This window comes from Acidocella aromatica (genome assembly GCF_014201825.1).
In the GTDB taxonomy this organism is placed as follows: domain Bacteria; phylum Pseudomonadota; class Alphaproteobacteria; order Acetobacterales; family Acetobacteraceae; genus Acidocella; species Acidocella aromatica.
In genome coordinates this window covers 1-19878 of the sequence record NZ_JACHFJ010000008.1, presented here as the reverse complement: position 1 = coordinate 19878, position 19878 = coordinate 1, and the positions used below count along the sequence as shown (strand labels likewise).

At 64.9% G+C, this 19878-nt stretch carries 18 protein-coding genes; 2 read left to right on the top strand and 16 right to left on the bottom strand.

Features of this window, described 5'->3' with window-relative positions; genetic code table 11:
- Positions 1-17 precede the first annotated feature (17 nt).
- The 9 genes from HNP71_RS09145 to HNP71_RS09105 form a co-directional block, all read right to left on the bottom strand.
- Positions 18-887 (bottom strand): ParB/RepB/Spo0J family partition protein, encoded by an 870-nt coding sequence (locus HNP71_RS09145; protein WP_183266590.1) that lies wholly within the window; start codon positions 885-887, stop codon positions 18-20.
- Positions 884-1681 (bottom strand): ParA family protein, encoded by a 798-nt coding sequence (locus HNP71_RS09140; protein ID WP_183266589.1) that lies wholly within the window; start codon positions 1679-1681, stop codon positions 884-886. The genes HNP71_RS09145 and HNP71_RS09140 overlap by 4 nt, the downstream gene beginning before the upstream one ends.
- Positions 1671-2237 (bottom strand): 16S rRNA (guanine(527)-N(7))-methyltransferase RsmG, encoded by a 567-nt coding sequence (rsmG, locus tag HNP71_RS09135; protein ID WP_183266588.1) that lies wholly within the window; start codon positions 2235-2237, stop codon positions 1671-1673. Before rsmG ends, HNP71_RS09140 begins: the two co-directional genes overlap by 11 nt.
- Entirely contained in the window at positions 2234-3946 is a 1713-nt protein-coding gene (gene mnmG, locus HNP71_RS09130) for a tRNA uridine-5-carboxymethylaminomethyl(34) synthesis enzyme MnmG (RefSeq protein WP_183266587.1), read from the bottom strand. The genes rsmG and mnmG overlap by 4 nt, the downstream gene beginning before the upstream one ends.
- A gap of 99 nt (positions 3947-4045) precedes the next feature.
- Positions 4046-4750 carry a lysophospholipid acyltransferase family protein gene (locus HNP71_RS09125; protein ID WP_343062377.1) on the bottom strand — a complete coding sequence of 235 codons (705 nt, stop codon included), beginning with the start codon at positions 4748-4750 and terminating at the stop codon, positions 4046-4048.
- A gap of 65 nt (positions 4751-4815) precedes the next feature.
- Positions 4816-5859, bottom strand: coding sequence for a rhamnan synthesis F family protein (locus tag HNP71_RS09120; RefSeq protein ID WP_246344153.1), 1044 nt, complete (start codon positions 5857-5859; stop codon positions 4816-4818).
- A gap of 18 nt (positions 5860-5877) precedes the next feature.
- Positions 5878-8976 carry a class I SAM-dependent methyltransferase gene (locus HNP71_RS09115; RefSeq protein ID WP_183266586.1) on the bottom strand — a complete coding sequence of 1033 codons (3099 nt, stop codon included), beginning with the start codon at positions 8974-8976 and terminating at the stop codon, positions 5878-5880.
- On the bottom strand, positions 8976-10676 hold the full coding sequence (locus HNP71_RS09110) for a methyltransferase domain-containing protein (protein WP_183266585.1): 1701 nt from the start codon (positions 10674-10676) through the stop codon (positions 8976-8978). Before HNP71_RS09110 ends, HNP71_RS09115 begins: the two co-directional genes overlap by 1 nt.
- Before the next feature lie 22 nt (positions 10677-10698).
- A complete protein-coding gene (locus HNP71_RS09105; protein WP_183266584.1) occupies positions 10699-12012 on the bottom strand; it encodes a nucleotide sugar dehydrogenase in 1314 nt (437 codons plus the stop codon).
- 123 nt (positions 12013-12135) lie between these two features.
- Between HNP71_RS09105 and HNP71_RS09100 the strand changes: the two genes are divergently transcribed.
- Both HNP71_RS09100 and rpmE read left to right on the top strand, forming a co-directional pair.
- The gene (locus tag HNP71_RS09100) at positions 12136-13206 is read left to right on the top strand and encodes a glycosyltransferase family 4 protein (protein ID WP_246344152.1); all 1071 of its coding nucleotides are present in this window, start codon (positions 12136-12138) and stop codon (positions 13204-13206) included.
- 103 nt (positions 13207-13309) lie between these two features.
- On the top strand, positions 13310-13537 hold the full coding sequence (rpmE, locus tag HNP71_RS09095) for a 50S ribosomal protein L31 (protein ID WP_183266583.1): 228 nt from the start codon (positions 13310-13312) through the stop codon (positions 13535-13537).
- 52 nt (positions 13538-13589) lie between these two features.
- Here rpmE and mltG read toward each other — a convergent pair whose 3' ends face one another.
- The 7 genes from mltG to ilvC form a co-directional block, all read right to left on the bottom strand.
- Complete coding sequence (gene mltG, locus HNP71_RS09090) at positions 13590-14525, bottom strand: endolytic transglycosylase MltG (RefSeq protein ID WP_246344151.1); 936 nt, start codon at positions 14523-14525, stop codon at positions 13590-13592.
- Positions 14526-14555: 30 nt separating this feature from the next.
- Entirely contained in the window at positions 14556-15818 is a 1263-nt protein-coding gene (gene fabF, locus HNP71_RS09085) for a beta-ketoacyl-ACP synthase II (RefSeq protein WP_183266582.1), read from the bottom strand.
- 46 nt (positions 15819-15864) lie between these two features.
- Positions 15865-16104 (bottom strand): acyl carrier protein, encoded by a 240-nt coding sequence (locus HNP71_RS09080; RefSeq protein WP_183266581.1) that lies wholly within the window; start codon positions 16102-16104, stop codon positions 15865-15867.
- 139 nt (positions 16105-16243) lie between these two features.
- Positions 16244-16981, bottom strand: a complete 738-nt coding sequence (gene fabG / locus HNP71_RS09075; protein ID WP_183266580.1) for a 3-oxoacyl-[acyl-carrier-protein] reductase — start codon at positions 16979-16981, stop codon at positions 16244-16246.
- On the bottom strand, positions 16982-17938 hold the full coding sequence (fabD, locus tag HNP71_RS09070) for an ACP S-malonyltransferase (protein ID WP_183266579.1): 957 nt from the start codon (positions 17936-17938) through the stop codon (positions 16982-16984).
- Between the two features lie 58 nt (positions 17939-17996).
- Entirely contained in the window at positions 17997-18404 is a 408-nt protein-coding gene (locus HNP71_RS09065) for a DUF1489 family protein (RefSeq protein ID WP_456304184.1), read from the bottom strand.
- 8 nt (positions 18405-18412) lie between these two features.
- Positions 18413-19432: a ketol-acid reductoisomerase gene (gene ilvC, locus HNP71_RS09060; RefSeq protein WP_183266578.1), complete on the bottom strand. Its 1020-nt coding sequence runs from the start codon at positions 19430-19432 to the stop codon at positions 18413-18415.
- Between the last annotated feature and the right edge of the window lie 446 nt (positions 19433-19878).

Here is a 19878-nt window from a genome sequence, read left to right as displayed (position 1 = left end):
ATGCTCCACGTGGAGCATCAGCCATTCAGCAGGGCCAGCAGCGAATCCAGTTGGTCCAGATTGGCGTAGTTCAGCACCAGCTGCCCGCCCTTGCCGTTGTATTTAATGTCCACGCGCAGGCCGAGCCGTTCGGTCAGGCTGCCTGCCAGGGCGGTAATGTCGGAATCCGCACCACCCTTGGCTTTTTCCGCCGCGCCCGCTTTGGCTGTCCGATTAGCCGCCTGCACCAGGGCTTCGGTCTGGCGCACGTTCAGCCCCTTCTTCAGCACCTCATGCGCGGCCTTTACCGGGTCCGGGTGGCCGAGCAGCGCCTTGGCGTGACCAGCGGTGAGCTTGCCCCCGCGCACAAAGGCCAGAGCCATGGGCGGCAGGTCCAGGATGCGCATGATGTTGCCGATATGCGAGCGGGATTTGCCCACAGCCTCGCCCAGCTTGTCCTGACTCAGATTAAATTCGCTGACCAGACGGCGATAGCCCTCGGCTTCTTCCACCGCGTTCAGGTCTTCGCGCTGGAGGTTCTCCACTAGCCCGGCGGCCATGGCGTCGGCATCCGAGAGCGGCTTCACCAGCACCGGCACCTCATGCAGCTTGGCCCGCTGCGAGGCCCGCCAGCGTCGTTCGCCAGCGATGATCTGGTAATGCCCGGGTTTTTTCGGGTCAGGGCGCACCAGCAGCGGCTGCAAAACGCCACGCTGGGCGATGGAGTCTGCCAATTCCTGCAGGGCGTCGTCCTTCATCTCCTGGCGTGGCTGGAATGGCCCTGGCTCCAGCACCTCCACCGGCAGATGCTGCACGCCGGGCGCGGCCACGTTGGCGGGCACCGCGGCATCGCCCAGCAGCGCCGCCAGCCCGCGGCCCAAACGTTTCGGCTGTTCCTTTGCACTCATGCCAGCACCTTCTTTGCCCTTGCCCGCTTCATGAACTCTGCCGCCAGGGCGAGATAGGATTGCGCCCCGACTGAGCGGAAATCATAAAGCAGGACCGGGATGCCATGGCTAGGGGCTTCGGTGACGCGGATGTTGCGCGGGATCACCGTCTCGAACACCTTTTCCTTGAAATAGGCCCGGACATCGTTGCTCACTTGTTCGGAGAGATTGTTGCGCCGGTCGGTCATGGTGAGCACGATGCCCTCCACCTCCAGTGCCGGGTTCAGGTTTTGCTTCACCATGTCGACGGTGCGTATGATCTGGGAAATGCCCTCCAGCGCGAAAAACTCCGCCTGGAGTGGGATCAGCACGGCATCGGCCGCCACCAACCCGTTGAGCGTGAGCAGACCAAGGCCGGGCGGACAATCAATGAACACCACATCCGCATCCGCATGCTCGCGCAGCGTGTTGCGCAGTAGGAATTCGCGCCCGTCAGCCGCGCCAAATTCCAGGTCCGCGCCAATGAGATCCGCCACCGCCGGTACGATGGAGAGGTTTTCCACCGCCGTGGGTACAATGCACTCGGCCAGTGTCGAATCACCCGCCAGTAGGGCATAAGAGCCACCCTTGCGCGCGGATTGGTCGATACCCAAGCCGGTGCTGGCATTGCCCTGAGGGTCGATATCCACCAGCAGCACTTTCAGCCCGCCTACCGCGATGGCGGCGGCGAGGTTAATGGCGGTGGTGGTCTTGCCCACACCGCCTTTCTGGTTGGCGATGGCGACGATGCGCGGGCGCTTGTTTTTAACCGGCATGGCGGATCTGGCTCACTTTCAGGATGCAGCTTTCGCCCCAGCCGGGGGCGGAAATGCGCTCGGCCTGCATGTGCCAGAGCGCTTTGGCGGCCGTCAATTCGGCTTCCCAGCCCCGGCCCTTGGGGAAGAGACAAACGCCGTCCGGTGCCAGCAAAGGCGATGCAAGGCCTAGCAATTTATCCAGCGGCGCCAAGGCTCTGGCCGTGACCAGCGGTGCGGGTTCCAGCCCTCCAGCCTCGATGCGGGCATTGTGAATTTTCGCCGGCGCACCCGTAATCCGCGCCGCCTCGCGCAAAAACGCGGCCTTGCGGATATCGGATTCCACCAGATCGAACGGAATCCCAGTGGCGATTGCCAGCACGAGGCCTGGAAACCCGGCGCCGGAGCCGATATCTATGGCCCGCGACGTACCGGCCGGGATGTAAGGCACCAGACGCAGCGAATCCTGCACATGCCGTTCCCAGATATGCGGCAGGTCTGACTTGCTCACCAGATTGATCTTGGCCGACCATTTTTCCACCAGGGCGGCGAATTGCCGTAGCTTATCCTCGTTCATGCCGCCCGGCGTCCTTTCTTCAATGCCCCAAAAATCGCCCCCAAAGCAGCCGGGGTCATGGCCTCGATCCGCCCGGCAGCGGCCAAATTGCGCGGGCGAACACGCTCCAGCTTTTCGCGCAACTCGGTGGAAAGTCCGCCAACCTGGGAGAAGTCAAATTCCTCCGGGATCAACACCGCCTCGTCGCGTTCACGGGCCTTGATCTCGGCATCCTGGCGGGAAAGGTAGCCGGCGTAATGCAGATCGGCGCGCAAAATATTCGCGGCCCGGCTTTCGCCTTCGGGCTTGTTGTTGAACCCGGAAATTTCCGCAGCCAGTGCCGTAAACGCGGTTTCGCGCTCGCTGCCCACGCAACCCCAGCCCAGCCCCAGCGGGGTCAGGCGCAGCTCGGCATTGTCAGCACGCAATTGCAGGCGGTATTCGGCGCGGGAGGTGAACATGCGGTACGGCTCGGTCACACCTTGCGTCACCAGATCGTCGATCAGCACCCCGATATAAGCCTGGGCCCGCCCCAGCACGGCCATCCCGGCATTGCCCGCCAGCCGCGCCGCGTTCAGCCCAGCGATCAGCCCCTGCGCGCCCGCTTCCTCGTAGCCCGTTGTGCCGTTGATCTGCCCGGCCAGGAACAATCCCGGCATCGCCTTCAACTGCAACGCATGGTCCAGCGCACGGGGATCGACGTAATCATATTCCACCGCATAGCCAGGACGCAGGATAACAGCGCGTTCTAGCCCAGGAATGGAGTGGATCAGCTCCTCCTGCACATCTGCGGGCAGTGAGGTGGAAATGCCGTTGGGATAGACGGTATCGTCATCCAGCCCTTCCGGCTCGAGAAAGATCTGGTGTCCCGGCTTTTCAGCGAAGCGCACCACCTTGTCCTCGATGGACGGGCAATAGCGCGGCCCGCGCCCGGCGATATTGCCGCCATACACGGCGGATTTATGGATATTCGCACGGATGATCTCGTGCGTCTGCTCGGTAGTTTTGGTGATCCGGCAGGAGATTTGCGGGTTGGTCACGCGCGCCGTCAGCGCCGAGAACGGCTCCGGCGGGTCTTCGCCCTTGTCCTCGGGCAGGCCGTCCCAGTCGATGGAGGATTTGGCCAGCCGCGCCGGGGTGCCGGTTTTCAGCCGCCCGAGCGGCAGGTTCAGCCGCGCCAGCGCCTCGGCAAGATGGGTGGAAGGCGCATCGCCGATCCGCCCGCCGCGAACCATCTCGGCACCGAAATGCAGCACGCCGTTGAGGAAAGTGCCGGTGGTGAGCACCGCCGCGCCACAGGCAATCTCGCGCCCATCGGCCAGCGTAATGCCGTGCAACCGCCCGGAGGCATCCTGCACCAGCCCGGCGGCCTCGGCCTCCAGAATGGTGAGGTGGGGCTGTGCCGCCAGCAGCGCCTGGATGGCCTGGCGGTAGAGCTTGCGGTCGGCCTGGGCGCGCGGACCGCGCACGGCCGGGCCTTTGGTGCGGTTGAGCAGCTTGAAATGGATGCAGGCGGCATCGGCTGCTTTGCCCATCAGCCCGTCCAGCGCGTCGATCTCGCGCACCAGATGCCCCTTGCCGATCCCGCCGATGGCCGGGTTGCAGGACATCTCGCCCAACCTGTCCGCCCGCTGGGTGACAAGCAAGGTGTTGGCGCCGTAACGCGCGGCGGCGGCGGCGGCTTCGGTGCCCGCATGCCCGCCGCCAATAACGATGACATCGTAATGCATGGCGGGGTATTAACGAGTTTACCGGAAAAACACCAAGGTTTTGAATCGGGAGCCGTCATGCTCCACGTGGAGCGCTTTGTAAATTATTTCTGTATCGTTTTAAAATTGCTCTGGCAGCCGCCCCTGGCGCAGTGCGGCGGCATTGGCTTCGATCCGCCCTTGCAAAGCCGCACTCAGCCCCTTACGGGTGGTGTAGGTGCCGGGCGGGATCGGTGCATCCAGCCAGATGGTGGCACGGAGATTACGCCGGCGTAGCAACTGCCCGGCATGGGGGGCGAGGTCCATGTCCCCGAACCAGGCGATATTCGCGCGGTCGCCCCGGCGCACGTGCAGCCCTTCCAACTCATCGTACACGATCGTCACGGGCTGCACCCAGGGGGCATTCTCGTTGAAGGCAAGCGAGAAAAACGCGGCGGCGAAGGGCAGCACGCGGTTGCCGTCGGAGGATGTACCCTCGGGGAAGAGCAGGATGTTGTCTCCCGCCTTCAGCCGGTCCTGGATTTCCTTCTGCTCACGGGCCACGGTATCGCGGCCCCGTGAAACGAAGATCGACCGCCCGAGCTTGGCAATGAGCCCAATGCCCGGCCATTGCCCCACCTCGCCCTTGGCGATGAAGCAGGCCGGCAGCACCGCCCCCAGCGCCACGATATCCAGCCAGGACCAATGATTGGCGGCGAACAGCACCGGCCGCGCCTGTGCAAGCTGGCCGATCACCCGCAGGCGCAGCCCGATGATCCAGGCCACGCCGCGCCAATAAATACGGGCAAAGCGCTCCTTGCCCCGCCCAGGGAGCGCGAGCAGCACCGCCTGTACCGGCGCCGCGAACAGCGTCCAGAGGACGAAAAGCCCGAGCCGGTAAGCCAGTCTGATCAGGGTGCGCCGTCCTTCAGCATCTGGCGCAGATCGGTGAGGATCGGCTCTGGGTCGGCGCCCAGCACGGTCTGCACCACCTCGGCCCAATCGCCCACGTCCTCCACATTGGTCGGGTTGTCGCGCAGCAATTCGCGCTTGATGAACGGGAAGCCCGAGAACAACAACTGGCGCCAAAGATCGGAGGTCGGGTTCAGCGCGACGCGCCGGGCGATCGCGTCGCGGATACGCAGGATCTGCAGCTTGCGGGTGATATGCACCGGGTCCTGCTTGATCAGCTCACTCTCCTCCTCGGCGGCAAGCTTGGCTAACCCATCAAGGTTCACCTGGCGGATCAGCGAGTCATAGGTCCAGAGCGCAGCGCAACGTAGCCCGCCTTTCAGCATCGCCTGGGTAATGCCGACCTCATAGGTCTTCACGATATAGGATTTCATCGGTACGGGGCGCACCGATTTCCAGAACTTGCCGAAGGCCTCGGCGCGCAGTGCAGCCGGGCCAAAGGCAAGGAAGAAGGATTGCAGATGGTAGCGCTGCTGCCAGCTCTCTGTCAGGCCCCAGACATCCGCCTTGGCGTAGTTGAAACGGCGCAGCACATCGCCCAGCGGCGTTAGAGGACCAAACACGCTGTCATTAGCGAGGATGATTTCCCGTGTCTCTTCGCGCGGCAGGCCGAGCGTATGCAGCGCATCGGCCCAGGCGCCGAAATCGTAACCGATATTGCGCCGGACCAGAATGGCGGCGCTGACTTCCTTCAGCGCCTCGATGGCCGTGGGCTGCATCTTGTCGGAATTGGTGACGAACACGACATCCAGCCCGTTTTCCTTCAGCTCGCGCATGTAGTCGAAGAGTTGCGGGCGCACGAGCCCGCGCCCGTCGAAATGCATGAACAGCGCCACGCGGGCCCCGAGTTTTACCTCGCCCTGAGGCCAGGAGAAGACGACCTGATGCGGGCTGCGGATCTGCCCCATGAGTTGCCCAAGCGGAACCCAGAGCCTCCATTTGGCCTGGACCAGCATACGGCGCGCGAATTTTCTTAAACTCATAGGCAGGGCCTCGTTGGTCTATGTCTCGATCTGCTGGCGCAGATCATCCGGTGCGCCGGAATAGGCGTTGACAAAGGCTTCCAGCAGCTCCCTCGCTTCCCCGCCCCGGTTCAGCCGGTGCAAAGCCACGACCTCGCCGCGCAGGGTTGGCCAGAACAGCGGGGCGGGCTCTTTGCCCGGGGCTGAGAGTTTGGCAAGTTCGTCGCGCAGTTTGGCGAAGCTGGCCAAGCCGCGCCGCCAGTTTTCCTCGTCCTGTGTATACAGGATGCCAGCGGCAAACAGCACATCGCGTTCGGCGGGAGCGTAGGGCGGGCGGAGCTTGATCAGTACCGGCTCCACGCGCGGCAGCAATTGCCGGGCCGGATCGGGTTGGTCCTGGTTCACCAGTGTCGCGAAGGAGATCAGGGCCAGCTCCCGCAACCATGCCTCGTCCAGATACAACCGGTCCAGAGCGTTGAGCCGTTCCGGTACGCGCGCGGCGGTACCGCCCGGTTGCAGCTCCTGCAGCAGCAACGCGACCAGCGCATCCTGGCATGCTTCCGGCGTGCAATATGCCAGGCGGCTTTCCACGCCATTTCCTGCCGCCAGCGCCTGCGCCTGGGCGAAATCACCATGATTCACCAATCGGATGAACGCATCCACATATAGCGCGCCGAGCACGGCGGCATCGGCTCCCGCTTGTGCCAGCGCTTCCATCCGCTGCACGGCACTCACCACGCGCCCGCGCTGCAAATCCAGCATCATCGCTGCCCAGCGTGCATCATCGGCCGCTTTGCCTGGCAGTGTCGTCAGCCGGCCGAACCAGGGTGCGGAAGCGGCCAGGGCCTCGGCCTCCTCGTAGCGGGCGGCATTCACCAGCGCGGTAAAGGCGCCAAGGACCAACGCCTCCGCCCGCGTGGCGGGTACGTCCAGCCCGGCCAGATGCTCCGGCACCAGCGCGGGATTGCCCAATTCCAGTTCCAGCACGGCGAGTGCGATGGCCGCATCCGCGCCGGTCTTGCCGCCGGTGCGGCGGAGCATCTCCGGCATGCGGTGCATGGTGGAGACATCCCTTGCTTCCTGGAGGCGCGCGGCATTGACCAGCCGGATGAACGCCTCCAGCAGCAGCACATCGCGCCGCTTGGGTTCGATTTCCAAGCCTTGCAGCCGCGCTGGAATTTCCGCCGGATCGCCTACGGCGAGATCCAGAACCATCCTGGCAATGCCTGTGTTTTTTGCCACTTCCCCGCTCGCCCGCGCAGCCAGCGCAGAGACATCATGCGCCGCGATGAAGTCCAGAGCTTCCTCGTAGCGCGAGGCATTGACCAGCCGGATGAACGCCTCCAGCAACAGCACGTCCCGCCGCTCGGGCTCGATCTCCAGCCCCAGCAGCCGGGCCGGCACTTCCGCCGGGTCACCCACGGCGAGGTCGAGCACGATCTGGGCCAGCCGCGCATCGCGTGCCGCCATCCCTGCCCTGCCCGCCAGCACCGCTATGCGGTAACGGCCCGCCGCCGCCAGGGCTTCTTCGTAACGCGAGGCATTGACCAGCCGGGTGAAGCCGCCGAGGATAACATCCCCGCCCTCCTCACCGAGCGCCTCGGCCACGGGAAAGGCCAGGGCCGCATCGGCGCCCGGTGCCAGGTAGAAATTCGCGAGGCTCAGCAGCGCGTCGTGGCGCAGCCCGGCGGGAATATCCTCGCCCGGCAGGTCCGGCAGCAGCTTGTCCTTCAGCTCGGCCGCCAAGGCGAATGCCCCCGCATTCACCAGCGCCACGAAACCCCGCCAGCCAGTGAGTACGTCGCCGCGCTCCAGCAGGCCGACAACACTTTCCGGCCCGGCGGCCTCGGCGGCGCAGAGGAGCAGCTCCACGGCGGCCAGATCGGCGATGTTGGCAGCCAGTCCATCGACCAGCGAGCGTTTGGCCAGGGCGTTGCGCAGGGCTGCGAGGGCCTGCTGCGCCAGCGCGAACAAGGGGCGCAGCGCCGCCCTGCTCTCGCCCTGGTTCAGCCGCCACAGAGCCCGGCTGAACAGGATTATCCCCAGCCCGAGCGGGATTTTCTGGATCAGTCCGGCCAGATCAGCCTCCGCGCAGCCCTGGGGCAGAGCGCTCAGCGTCTCCAGCTCGTAGCCGAAGCGCGCGCTCACGCCCGCGCGCAAAGCCGTCCAGGCGGTCTGCGCCATGTTCCAGTCGGCGGCGTTCACGGCCTCGAAGAGCGCCCGCCCGGCAAAGCCGAGCTGTGTATCGCAGCCCGGCACGGCCAGCGTGGCGCGCTTGGCCAGATAACGCCGGTAGGCGTCGTGCCCGGCGGCGAAATCTTCAATCAGCGTGAAGGGCGACGGCGAGGCGTAGGCGATCAGCGTCATTCCCTCGCGCCGGATCGTTGTTTGTGTGAATCCGGTTTCGCGCAGCACATATTCCAGGCTCTGAGCGGTTTGCAGCACCAGATGAGCATCCGGCGCCAGGATCGCGGTCAGCTCCGCCATCCCAAGTTCAGGAGTAATGCATTCTGCGTCCGGCGTGGTGAGAACCAGAATGCCGTCATCGGCCAGCGCGGCGCGCAGCAGGCGCAGGAAGTCCGGCGGGTTGGGGATGTGCTCCACCACCTCGGTGGCAACGATGACATCCCACGGACCTTCGGCGAGATTGGCCTCAGTGAAGTAATCCTTGCGGATGTTCAGCCCCAGCTCCCGCGCGCCACAAGCCGCCAGTGGCGAGGGATCGAACCCCTCGCCTTTCCAGCCGTAAATCTGTTCGCAGAAGTCAAGCCCGAAGCCATAGGCTCCGCCGATTTCCAGAACCCGCGTCCCCGCGGGTTTCCGCAGGCGCGTGAGCGGCGCCGTGATAGGCCAGATGCCCGCCCCGATCTGCGCCTGATGGCTATGCCAGCCCAGCTTGATCAGGTGCTCACCCTCGTAGTCCATGGTGTGCATGTCATCGACGAAGCGCACCGAACAGCGCGGGCAAAGATGCTGGATGAAGCGCAGCGCCTGACCGGGGGGCGTGTAATTGGTGGCCAGGACCTGCGTCACCTCGCCGGTACAGCCGCAATTCGGGCAGGTGGCCTTTGCCGTTTGCCCGTGCAGCCACTCGACTTCAATATGGGCGGTGACCTGGATTTTCCTGGCCGCGGCCATCAGGCGAAGAGTTCCGGCACGCGGGCCTTAAGTGCGGCGTTCAACTCGTCGCGCCGGGCCCACAGGCTGCGGTACCACAGGCTGCGCGCTTCCACCTGGTAGGCCAGCATGCGGTTGCCCGCCACATAGGCCCGGGCGGCCTCGGCCATGCGCTTTGTCGCCTCCGGGTAGGCCAGCAGGCGCAACAGGGCGGCGCGCAGTTGCAGTGGGTCGTTGAACAACAGGCCTGTCCGGCCATCCTCGATGCTGTCGGCATAGACCACGGGGCTCGCCAGCGCGGCCACGCGCGAAGCCGAGGATTCGATGAATTTCAGATCCGACTTGGCGCGGTTGAACGGATTGTCCGATAGCGGCATGAAGCAGATTTCCGCCTCGCCCAGCATGTTCAGGTAGCTGGCGTAATCGCCCATGGGCGTGAAGCTCTTATGCGGGGTTTCCAGCGCGTCGAAGAAGGCTTCGTCGAACATCACCTGGAACCTGAGTCGCGGCCCGACGGCGCGCGCCACGTCGTTGATCGCGCCGATCAGCGGCGCCCAGTCCGCCTGGCGGTTGAGCGCGCCGAAGAACAGGGTCATCTGCTCGGGGTTCTGGAAGTTGCGCGGCTGCGGCAGTTCGAAGATGCCGTTGGGGAACACGGCGATCTCCGGGTTCTCGGGCAGCAGCGCCTCGGCCAAGGTGCGTGTGCTGGTCTGTACCGCATGCACGCCGCGGAAGGTGAGCAGTTCGTCCCGGTTCACGCCACGCTGTTCCAGGAATATCGGGTGATCGTCGAACTCGCTGATGACGACGTAGCCCTTGTCCAGCAGCGTGCGCACGCGGGCGAGGCCGTTGGCCCCGGTGAGCAGCGGGCGGTGCAGCACGGCGATACGCGGCGTATCGGGCAGTGCGGGGCGCAGATTTGCTTCGTCCAGGATCTGGCCGAAGAGAGAACTGTCGGTGCGCAGGGCGCGCACGGGCTCGACCACCCGCACATCGGAAACGCCGCCCTGCGGGGCCAGCATGGTGGCGTCGATTTCGAGGCGCTCGGGTGAGGATTTGCGCGCGCGCCAGATGAACTGCAGCGGCCCGGCGCGGTTGAGATATTCCTGCGGATCGACCCCCACGGCCTGCAGCCCCGGCGCCAGCGCGGCGACGAATTGCTCGGCCTGGTCGGTGGCGATAGGCCGGGGCGACAGGTCCGAGAGTTGCAGCCCGGCATCGGCCAGCAGCTTGGCCATGGTGCGCGGGGTGAACCAGCGAAGATGCGTTTGATCGAACAGCCCCTGCTCCTCGTAACCAAAGGAGCCAGTCAGCAGGCGCGCCACGAAGGACCAGTGCTCGACATTGGGCATGCAGACCAGGATGGTGCCCTCGGGCGAGAGATATTTGGCGTGCTCGGCCAACAGCGCCCAGGGGTCAACCAGATGTTCCAGCACGTCGCCATAGACGATGCAGTCGATCCCTTCCGGCACCTCGAAGGGCATCGGGGTTTTTTCCACATCGCCGCAGAACACTTCAGAGATCCGGTGCCGCGCGTGGCTTACCGCGTCTTCGTCGATGTCGATGCCCAGCACGCGGCAGTTCGGGTTGCGGCGCAGGTAGTCTGCGCCCAGGGCGCCCTGCGCGCAGCCCACATCCAGGATGGTCTTGGCGGAAAGCGGGATTTTTTCGAGCAGCTCGGGATTGGCGAAGTCGGGATAATGCGTATGGGCGGCGTTCAAGGCGGGTTATCCTCGTGTGTGTTCAGGATGCGGCGCGGCCGATGCCGGAATAGATGAAGCCTGCCTCGCGCATGGCCTTGGGGTCGAACACGTTGCGCAGGTCGATCACGGCATTGCCGCGCATCAGCTCCTTTAGCTTGGCCGGGGCGAGGGCGCGGAACTCGTTCCACTCGGTCACCAGCACCAGGGCGTCGGCTCCGGTCAGGGCTTCCGCCGTGTCCGCCGCCAGCACCACGCTCTCGGGCAGCAGCGGGCGGGCCTGGGTCATTGCCTCGGGGTCGAAAGCCTGCACCCGCGCCCCGCGCGAGATCAGCCCGCGCACCAGTGGCAAAGAGGGCGCTTCGCGCATGTCATCGGTCTCAGGCTTGAAGGCGAGGCCCAGCACCGCGATGGTCTTGCCTGTCACATCGCCGCCGCAGGCCGCGACCACGCGCGCGGCCATGGCCTCCTTGCGGGCATCGTTCACCGCCACCACGGACTGGATCAGCCGCGAGGGCGCGCCCGCCTCCTCGGCGATGCGCATTAGGGCCAGCGTGTCCTTGGGGAAGCAGGAGCCGCCGAAGCCAGGCCCGGCATGGAGGAATTTGCGGCCGATGCGGCCATCGAGCCCGATGCCCTTGGCGATATCGTTCACATCCGCCCCCACCTTCTCGCAGAGATCGGCCATCTCGTTGATGAAGGTGATCTTCATCGCGAGGAAGCCGTTGGCGGCGTATTTGATCAGCTCCGCGCTCTCCAGCCCGGTAAAGACGATCGGGGTCTCGATCAGGTTGAGCGGGCGGTAGAGCTGGCGCAGGACTTCGCGGGCGCGCTCGCTCTCGGCGCCCACCACCACGCGGTCCGGGCGCATGAAATCGCCGATGGCCGAGCCTTCGCGCAGGAACTCGGGGTTGGAGGCGACGTCCACCGCCAGATCCGGCCGCAGCTCCCGTGCCAGTTCCAGGATCTTGCGCCCGGTGCCCACCGGCACGGTGGATTTGGTGACGATGACCACCGGATGATCCAGCGCGCGCAGCACCTGCTCCACGGCGGCGAACACATAGGTGAGGTCGGCATGGCCATCGCCGCGGCGCGTGGGGGTGCCAACGGCGATGAATACCGCCTCGGCGTCGTGGATGCCCTCTTCCAGCGCGGCCGGAAAAGTCAGCCGCCCGGCCGCCACATTGTCGGCCACCAGTCTGTCCAGACCGGGCTCGTAGATGGGGATCTGGCCGCCAAGCAGCATTTGGCGCTTTGCCGCGTCAGCTTCCACCACCGCGACCGACACACCGAATTCAGCGAAGCAGGCGCCAGACACGAGTCCGACGTAACCGCCGCCAATAATCGCAATCCTCACGCCAAGTCCCCCGCATGCGTCAACGTCACCGGTTCTGGCGTGGCCGGCAAGCCTCGGCAAGCCCCTTTCGTACAAAGTTAGGCATCTTCTAATTTGCCTCGGTTTCAGCCAAGTTTACGGCATATGAATTTACCCGCCGCCCTTGCCGTGCTCGCCCTGCCCCGCCACTTGGCGCTGATGGCGGGCCTTGCCATTTTCTCCGCCATCGTGGTGCGGGTGATGATCAGCATCGGCGTGCCGGACCACCCTGACCCGCGCAAGGCCCATGCCCACATCACCCCCAAATCCGGCGGGGTGGGCATTGTCTGCGCCTTTCTGCTGGGTGTGCTGCTGCTTTACCGCTATGGGCAGGTCTCCCGCCTCGCGGAGCCGTATTTCATCGGCGTGATCGCGGCGGCGGTGTTGATTGCCGCCATTTCATTCATCGACGATCTGCTCAACCTGCCATTCCTGGTGAAGCTGCTCACCCAGCTTGCTTGTGCCGGGGTGGCCGTGGCCTCGGGGCTGTGGGTGCATATGCTGGCCCTGCCCTATTACGGCACGGTGGATTTCGGCGCGGCGGGCATTGCCATCACGTTGGGCTTTCTCGTCTTCGTTACCAACGCGATGAATTTCATCGACGGACTAAACGGCCTCGCCTCGGGTGTCACGCTCATCGCCAGCCTGTTTCTGGCGGGCATTGCCGGGCTGCACGGCGGGTTCTTCGTCTATACCGCCTCGCTGCTGCTGGCGGGCGGGGTGCTGGGCTTCCTGCCCTTCAACTTTCCCAAGGGCCGCATCTTCATGGGTGATGTCGGCAGCCAGTTCTGCGGCTTCATGCTTGCACTGTTCGGTGTTGCCGCCACGCGCTTTCAGGGGGTGCCGCTCTCCTTCCTGCTCGTGCCCTTCCTGCTCTCGGGCGTGTTCTACGATGTCGCCTTTACCCTCATCCGCCGCCTGCTGGCGGGCGAGAACATCGCGCGGGCTCATAACGGGCATCTGTATCAGGTTGCGCGACGGGCGGGGATGGATTCGCGGGGTGTCGCCGTGCTGCATTGGGGGTTTGCCGCGCTGGGCGGGATCACCGCCCTCGCCTTTCTCGCCGCCCCTTCCGCGCTGCGCCCGGCCATGGGGCTGCTGCCGCTGGCCGTGCAACTGGTATGGACGCGCTACGTGATCCGCCGCGCCCGGATCGCCAGGCTGGACCGCTGGTAAAAGCCAGAAAATCCCTTGCATCTTGCGGGGCGCCAGCGTAAAGCCGGGCCTTCCACGCCGCCGGTCGGGATCGGCGGCTCAAAACATATTTGGAGCAGATACGGTGAAGCCGAACATTCATCCGGACTACCACGAGGTCAACATCATCATGACCGACGGGACTGAATTCAAGACCCGCTCGTGCATGGGCAAGCCGGGTGAGACCCTGCGCCTCGACATCGACCCGAAGTCCCACCCCGCGTGGACCGGCGTGCAGCGCGTGATGGACACGGGCGGCCAGGTCGCCAAGTTCAACAAGAAGTTCGCCAGCATCGGCCTGCGCAAGAAGTAAGACCCTGCTCCAACGGGCATGGCAAAAAGGCCCCCTTGCGGGGCCTTTTTTATTATCTGCGCGCGTCGAACAGATGTTCGATATTGCGCAGCTGGTCCTTGAAGAGACGGGAGAATACATGCCCGCCATTGCCGGTGGCGACGAAGTATAGCGCGTCGCTATTGGCGGGGTGCAGCACGGCGTCGATGGCCGCGGCGCCGGGTGCGCAGATTGGCCCTGGCGGCAGCCCGGCATGGGCATAGGTGTTGTAGGGCGAGGGGTTGGCAAGGTCCGTCCGGCTGATACCCGTACCGCCTGACTGCTTGCCCCCGGTGGCGGCATAGATCACCGTCGGATCGGCCTGTAGCTTCATGCCCTGGCGCAGCCGGTTCTCGTACACGGCGGCCACCTGCGGTAACTCATGCCCCAGCGGTGTCTCCTGCTGCACGATTGAGGCCAGGATCACCGCCTCTTGCGGAGAGTTCAGCGGCACGTTCTGGGCGCGGTTGGGCCAGGCGGTGTCCAGGCTGGCCTGCATGGCGGCTTCGGCGCGGGCCAGTATGGCGGCGCGAGGCGTGCCCCACGGATAGTTATAGGTTTGCGGCAACACGCTGCCATCGGGCGGGGCGGTGACCTCGCCGGTGGCCGTGGGTGCGTTATTAATGATCTTGGCGATCTGCGCTCCGGTCAGCCCCTCGGGGATGGTCACCTGATGCTCCACCGGCTTTCCGTGCCGCAGGATATTCAGGATCTCCCTGATGCTGGCATGGGCGGGGAAGATGAACTCCCCGGCATGCAAAACGCCATCGGTCCTGGTCAGCCACGCGGCGGCCCGGAACACGAGCGGATGGCGGATCACCCCTGCCTTGGCCAGCGCCTCGGCCGTGGCGCTACCGCCGCCGGTGGGGATCACCACATCGGCGTTTGTTTGCCCGGCACCGGGGGAAGTATAAGCCTGCTTCGCGGCCATTTGCCCTGCCCGTAGCGTGACGAGCAGGGTGACCAGCAAAAGTAGAATCTGGCCGCGGCGTAAAATGGCTTAGACGGCCCGCTTGAAGATCACGGAGGCATTGGTGCCGCCGAAGCCGAAGCTGTTGGACAGCGCCACGTTGATCTTGCGTTCCTGGGCGGTCAGCGCCACGCGGTCGATCACCGAGGCGCGGCTGGGCTCGTGCAGGTTCAAGGTCGGCGGGGCGATGCCGTCGCGGATGGCGAGAATGGAGAAGATCGCCTCGATGGCACCGGCCGCACCGAGCAAATGCCCGGTGGCGGATTTGGTGGAGGACATGGCAATCTTCTTCGCGTGGTCGCCGAACATGTTCTCGACCGCTTCCAGCTCCAGATCGTCGCCCATGGGGGTCGAGGTGCCATGCGCGTTCACGTAGTCCACGTCCGCGGCGGTCAGGCCGCCATTCTTGAACGCGGCCTTCATGGCGCGGAAGGCGCCGTCATGGTGCTCGGCGGGCGCGGTGATGTGGTGCGCATCACCGGACATGCCGTAGCCGCCGATCTCGGCATAGATCTTGGCGCCGCGCTTCTTGGCGTGCTCGTACTCTTCCAGCACCACAACACCGGCGCCTTCGCCCATCACGAAGCCGTCGCGGTCCTTGTCCCAGGGGCGGGAGGCCTCGGTGGGACGGTCGTTGAAGCCCGTGGAGAGGGCGCGCGACGCGCAGAACCCGGCAATGCCGATTTGGTTCACGGCGGCCTCGGCGCCACCGGCCACCATCACATCCGCATCGCCGTAGGCGACCAGCCGGGCGGCGTCGCCAATGGCGTGCACGCCGGTGGCGCAGGCCGTCACGACGGAGTGGTTGGGGCCCTTGAGGCCGTATTTGATGGAGACCTGGCCGGAGATCAGGTTGATCAGCGCGGCGGGGATGAAGAAGGGCGACACGCGTTTGGCGCGGCCCTCATGCACCATGATCGAGGTCTCATAGATGGTTTGCAGGCCGCCGATGCCCGAACCGATCATCACGCCGGAGGCGCATTTGTCCTCCTCGGTCTCCGGCACCCAGCCGGAATCCGCCATGGCCTGCGCGGCGGCGACCATGCCGTGATGGATGAAGCGGTCCATCTTCTTGAGCTCCTTGACCGCGATCCATTCGGACAGGTCAAGCTTGCCCTCGGCGGCAGGCCCCGCGGGAATCTGGCCGGCGATCTTGGCCGTCAGCTCCGTGGTGTCGAAAGAGTCGATGGCGCTGATGCCGGACTCCCCGTTGATCAGCCTCTTCCAGACATGTTCAACGCCCACCCCAAGCGGGCAGGTGATCCCCATACCTGTTACGACAACACGGCGCATGCGAACTCCTCGGACGGCTTTTTAATGGAGAAGGCTGGAAAAAGCCTTACTCGGCCTTCTGCTTCTCGATGTACTCGACCGCATCCTTCACGGTCGTGATCTTCTCGGCGGCATCCTCGGGGATTTCCACGCCAAAGGCTTCCTCGAACGCCATCACCAGCTCCACGGTGTCGAGCGAGTCAGCGCCCAAATCGTCGATGAAGGAGGCTTCCGGGGTCACCTTGGCTTCGTCCACGCCCAGGTGCTCGACAACGATCTTCTTAACCTTATCGGCGATTTCGCTCATAAAACTTCACTTTCCTGCAACTAGAATGATGGTGACAGTGCAATCTTAGCACCGCCGGGCGTACATCGTTAACCCTAGACGTGGCGGCGCTTAGCACGGTTTTTCGCGCCACGCCAAGCCGCCATGCCCAGGAGGTGGTTCAGGCCATCGCCATGCCGCCGTTAACGTGGATGGTGCTGCCGGTGACCCAGCCCGCCTCCTCGGCGGCCAGATACACTACGGCGGCGGCGATATCCCCCGGCTGGCCCAGGCGGCCCAGCGGGATTTTGCCCGAGAGATCGGCGCGCTGGGCATCGGAGAGCGCGTCGGTCATCGGGGTTTCGATGAAGCCGGGGGCGACGAGGTTCACGGTGATCCCGCGCGAGGCGACTTCCTGCGCCAGCGACTTCGTCAGGCCCACCAGCCCGGCCTTGGCGGCGCAGTAATTGGCCTGGCCCGGATTGCCGGTAGTGCCCACGATGGAGCCGATATTGATGATGCGCCCGGCCTTGCGGCGGAGCATGAACTTGAGCGCGGCGCGGATCAGGCGGAACGGGGCGCCCAGGTCCACGTTGAGAACCTTCTCCCAATCGGCGTCGGACATGCGCATGGCCAGCCCATCCTTGGTCAGCCCGGCATTGTTCACCAGGATGTCCACCTTGCCCAGGGCAGCCTCGGCATCGTTGATCAGCCGGGCGGCTTCGTCGGCCTGGGAGAGATCGGCGGGCAGCACATGGGCGCGCTCGCCCAGCTCGGCGGCCAGGGTGTCCAGCGCCTCGCGCCGTGTGCCGGAAAGCGCCACGGTCGCACCCTGCTTGTGCAGCGCGCGGGCGATCTCCGCGCCGATGCCGCCCGAAGCGCCGGTGATCAGCGCGGTTTTGCCAGTCAGATCAAACATTTACAGAACCTTCAGCAGAGATTCGATATCGGCGGGCGTGCCGGCGGAGATGGCGGTGGCCTCCGGCGCGATGCGCTTGACCAGCCCGGCCAGCACTTTGCCTGAGCCAAGTTCGACGAAATTGGTCGCGCCCAGGGCCACCATCTCCTGCACGCTCTCGCGCCAGCGCACGGTGGCGGTCACCTGCTGCACCAGCAGGTCGCGGATGACATTGGGGTCGGTCACCTTCTGCGCGGTCACGTTCGCCACCACGGGCACCAGCGGGGTGCGGGGCGGGATGTTGGCGAAGGCTTCGGCCATGGCGTCCGCCGCCGGGGCCATCAGCGCGCAATGGAAGGGCGCGGAGACCGGCAGCAGCATGGCGCGCTTCACGCCCTTGGCCTTGGCGATCTCGATGGCGCGGTCCACCGCCGCCTTATGGCCGGAGATGACGACCTGACCGCCGCCATTATCGTTGGCGGCGGAGACGATCTCGCGCCCTTCGGGGCCCATCTCGGCCTCGGCGCAGATTTCGCGGGCGGCGTCCATCTCCACGCCCAGCAGGGCGGCCATCGCGCCCAAGCCAGCGGGTACGGCGTGCTGCATGGCCTGGCCGCGCAGCTTCAGCAGCTGGGCGGTCTCGGCGATGGAGAAGGACTCAGCCGCCGCCAGGGCGGCGTATTCACCCAAGGAGTGCCCGGCGACGACGATGGCCTTGTCCTTCAGGCTGATCCCACCCTCGGCTTGCAGCACGCGGAGCACGGCGAGCGAGACGGCCATCAGCGCGGGCTGGGCGTTCTCGGTCAGTGTCAGCTCCTCGGAGGGGCCCTCGAACATCAGCTTGGAGAGTTTCTGCTTCAGAACCTCGTCCACTTCCTCGAATACCTGACGGGCGGGCGCGAAGGCGGCGGCAAGGTCGCGGCCCATGCCGACGGCCTGGCTGCCCTGTCCCGGGAATATAAAGGCGTTCACCGCCATATCGTGGGTCTCCTCTAACGTGGGGACGCACTAGCATGAGCCGGGCGGGACGCAAAATTTACAACAGTCCCAGCGCCGCCAGTTCGCGGCGCATGGCCTCGGGCATCTCGGCCGTGTCGCTGTTGCGGGCGGTCAGATCGGGCGGCGCGTCCTCGGGGGGCAGATAGCGCCAGCCCTGGAAGGCCCGCTGCGCCCTGGCTTCCACGCGCACCAGTTCCGGGGCCAGCACAAGGGCGGTGGAGGGGGTGCCGTCTTCAGGATCGGTGTCCTGGGTGATGTCGAGAATGCGCTGGCGGACGAGGATGACCCCGCCGATGACCCAGTAGATCGAGCCGCCATCGGTCAGCTCGGCGGCGCGCTTGGGAAAATTGCGCGTAAAATGGCGCAAGGGCGGCGTTGCCGCCGCCCTTGCCGATTGCAGCGCGGCAAGGTGCGCGGCGTTGCGCACCCCCACGGCAAGTTTGATCAGGTGGATCAGTTCTTGGACTTGTCCACCAGGGCGTTCTTGCCGATCCAGGGCATCATGGCGCGCAGCTTGGCGCCCACTTCCTCGATCGGGTGGGCGGCGTTGCGGCGGCGGATGGCCTTGAAGCTGCTCTGGTGCACCTTGTTCTCCAGCATCCAGTCGCGGGTGAAGCGGCCGGTCTGGATGTCTTCCAGCACCTTCTTCATCTCGGCCTTGGTTTCAGCCGTGATGAGGCGGGGACCGGTGACATACTCGCCATACTCAGCGGTGTTGCTGATAGAATAGTTCATGTTGGCGATGCCGCCCTCGTAGATCAGGTCCACGATCAGCTTCACCTCGTGCAGGCACTCGAAATAGGCCATCTCGGGGGCGTAGCCGCCCTCGACCAGCGTCTCGAAGCCAGCCTTGATCAGCTCGACCAGACCGCCGCACAGCACGGCCTGCTCGCCGAACAGGTCGGTCTCGCACTCTTCCTGGAAGGTGGTCTCGATGATGCCGCCCTTGCCGCCGCCATTGGCCGAGGCATAGGAGAGGGCGAGGTCGAACGCGTTGCCGGTGACGTTCTGCGCCACGGCTACCAGGGTCGGCACGCCGCCGCCCTTCAGGTACTCACCGCGCACGGTGTGGCCGGGGCCCTTGGGGGCGACCATGAACACGTCGATATCGGCGCGCGGCTCGATCAGGTTGAAATGCACGTTCAGGCCGTGCGCGAAGGCCAGGGCCGCGCCGGGGCGCAGGTTGGTGGCCAGATCCTTGTAGTACAGGTCGGCCTGGCCCTCGTCCGGGGTCAGCACCATCACGACATCGGCCCAGGCGGCGGCTTCAGCCGGGGTCATCACCTTCAGCCCCGCGCCTTCGGCCTTGGCGATGGCGGTGGAACCCGGACGCAGGCCGATGGCCAGCTCTTTCACGCCGCTATCCTTCAGGTTCAGCGCATGGGCGTGGCCCTGGCTGCCATAACCGATGATGGCGACTTTCTTGCTCTTGATGAGGTTAACGTCGGCATCCCGATCGTAGTAAACGCGCATGTGACTATGTCCCTAAGGTTTTGTCCAAAAAAGCTGGGGCGTCCCTATTACGTTTTTATCGTTGTGTCACCAGGGGGAAGTAGTTCCTGGGCCTACGATAGACCTGCCAGCAGAAGAGTTACCCTTACAGTTGAGTATACTGCAATTACTGGGGCAAACGCCATTTTGCCGCTTCTGTAACAAGAAACCGGCTAGCCCTTGCGGGTATAGAGTGTTTCGGGAAGTCGGGTCGGTAACTTTTTAGTGGACTGTATGGCGTGATAGTGGATTGTAGTACCCATAACATTTGCCAGAGGGTGTCCCTCGGAAATGTAATGTTGAATCAGTGTTCGCTCAATGATTGGCAGGCACCGTGACGTGCTCCCCTTTTTGTTCGCGCTCAGGCGCAGTGTCTTTCCCCTTCATGCTTGATGGTTGAGGTGGTTTCAATGTGCCCTGGGGCATGC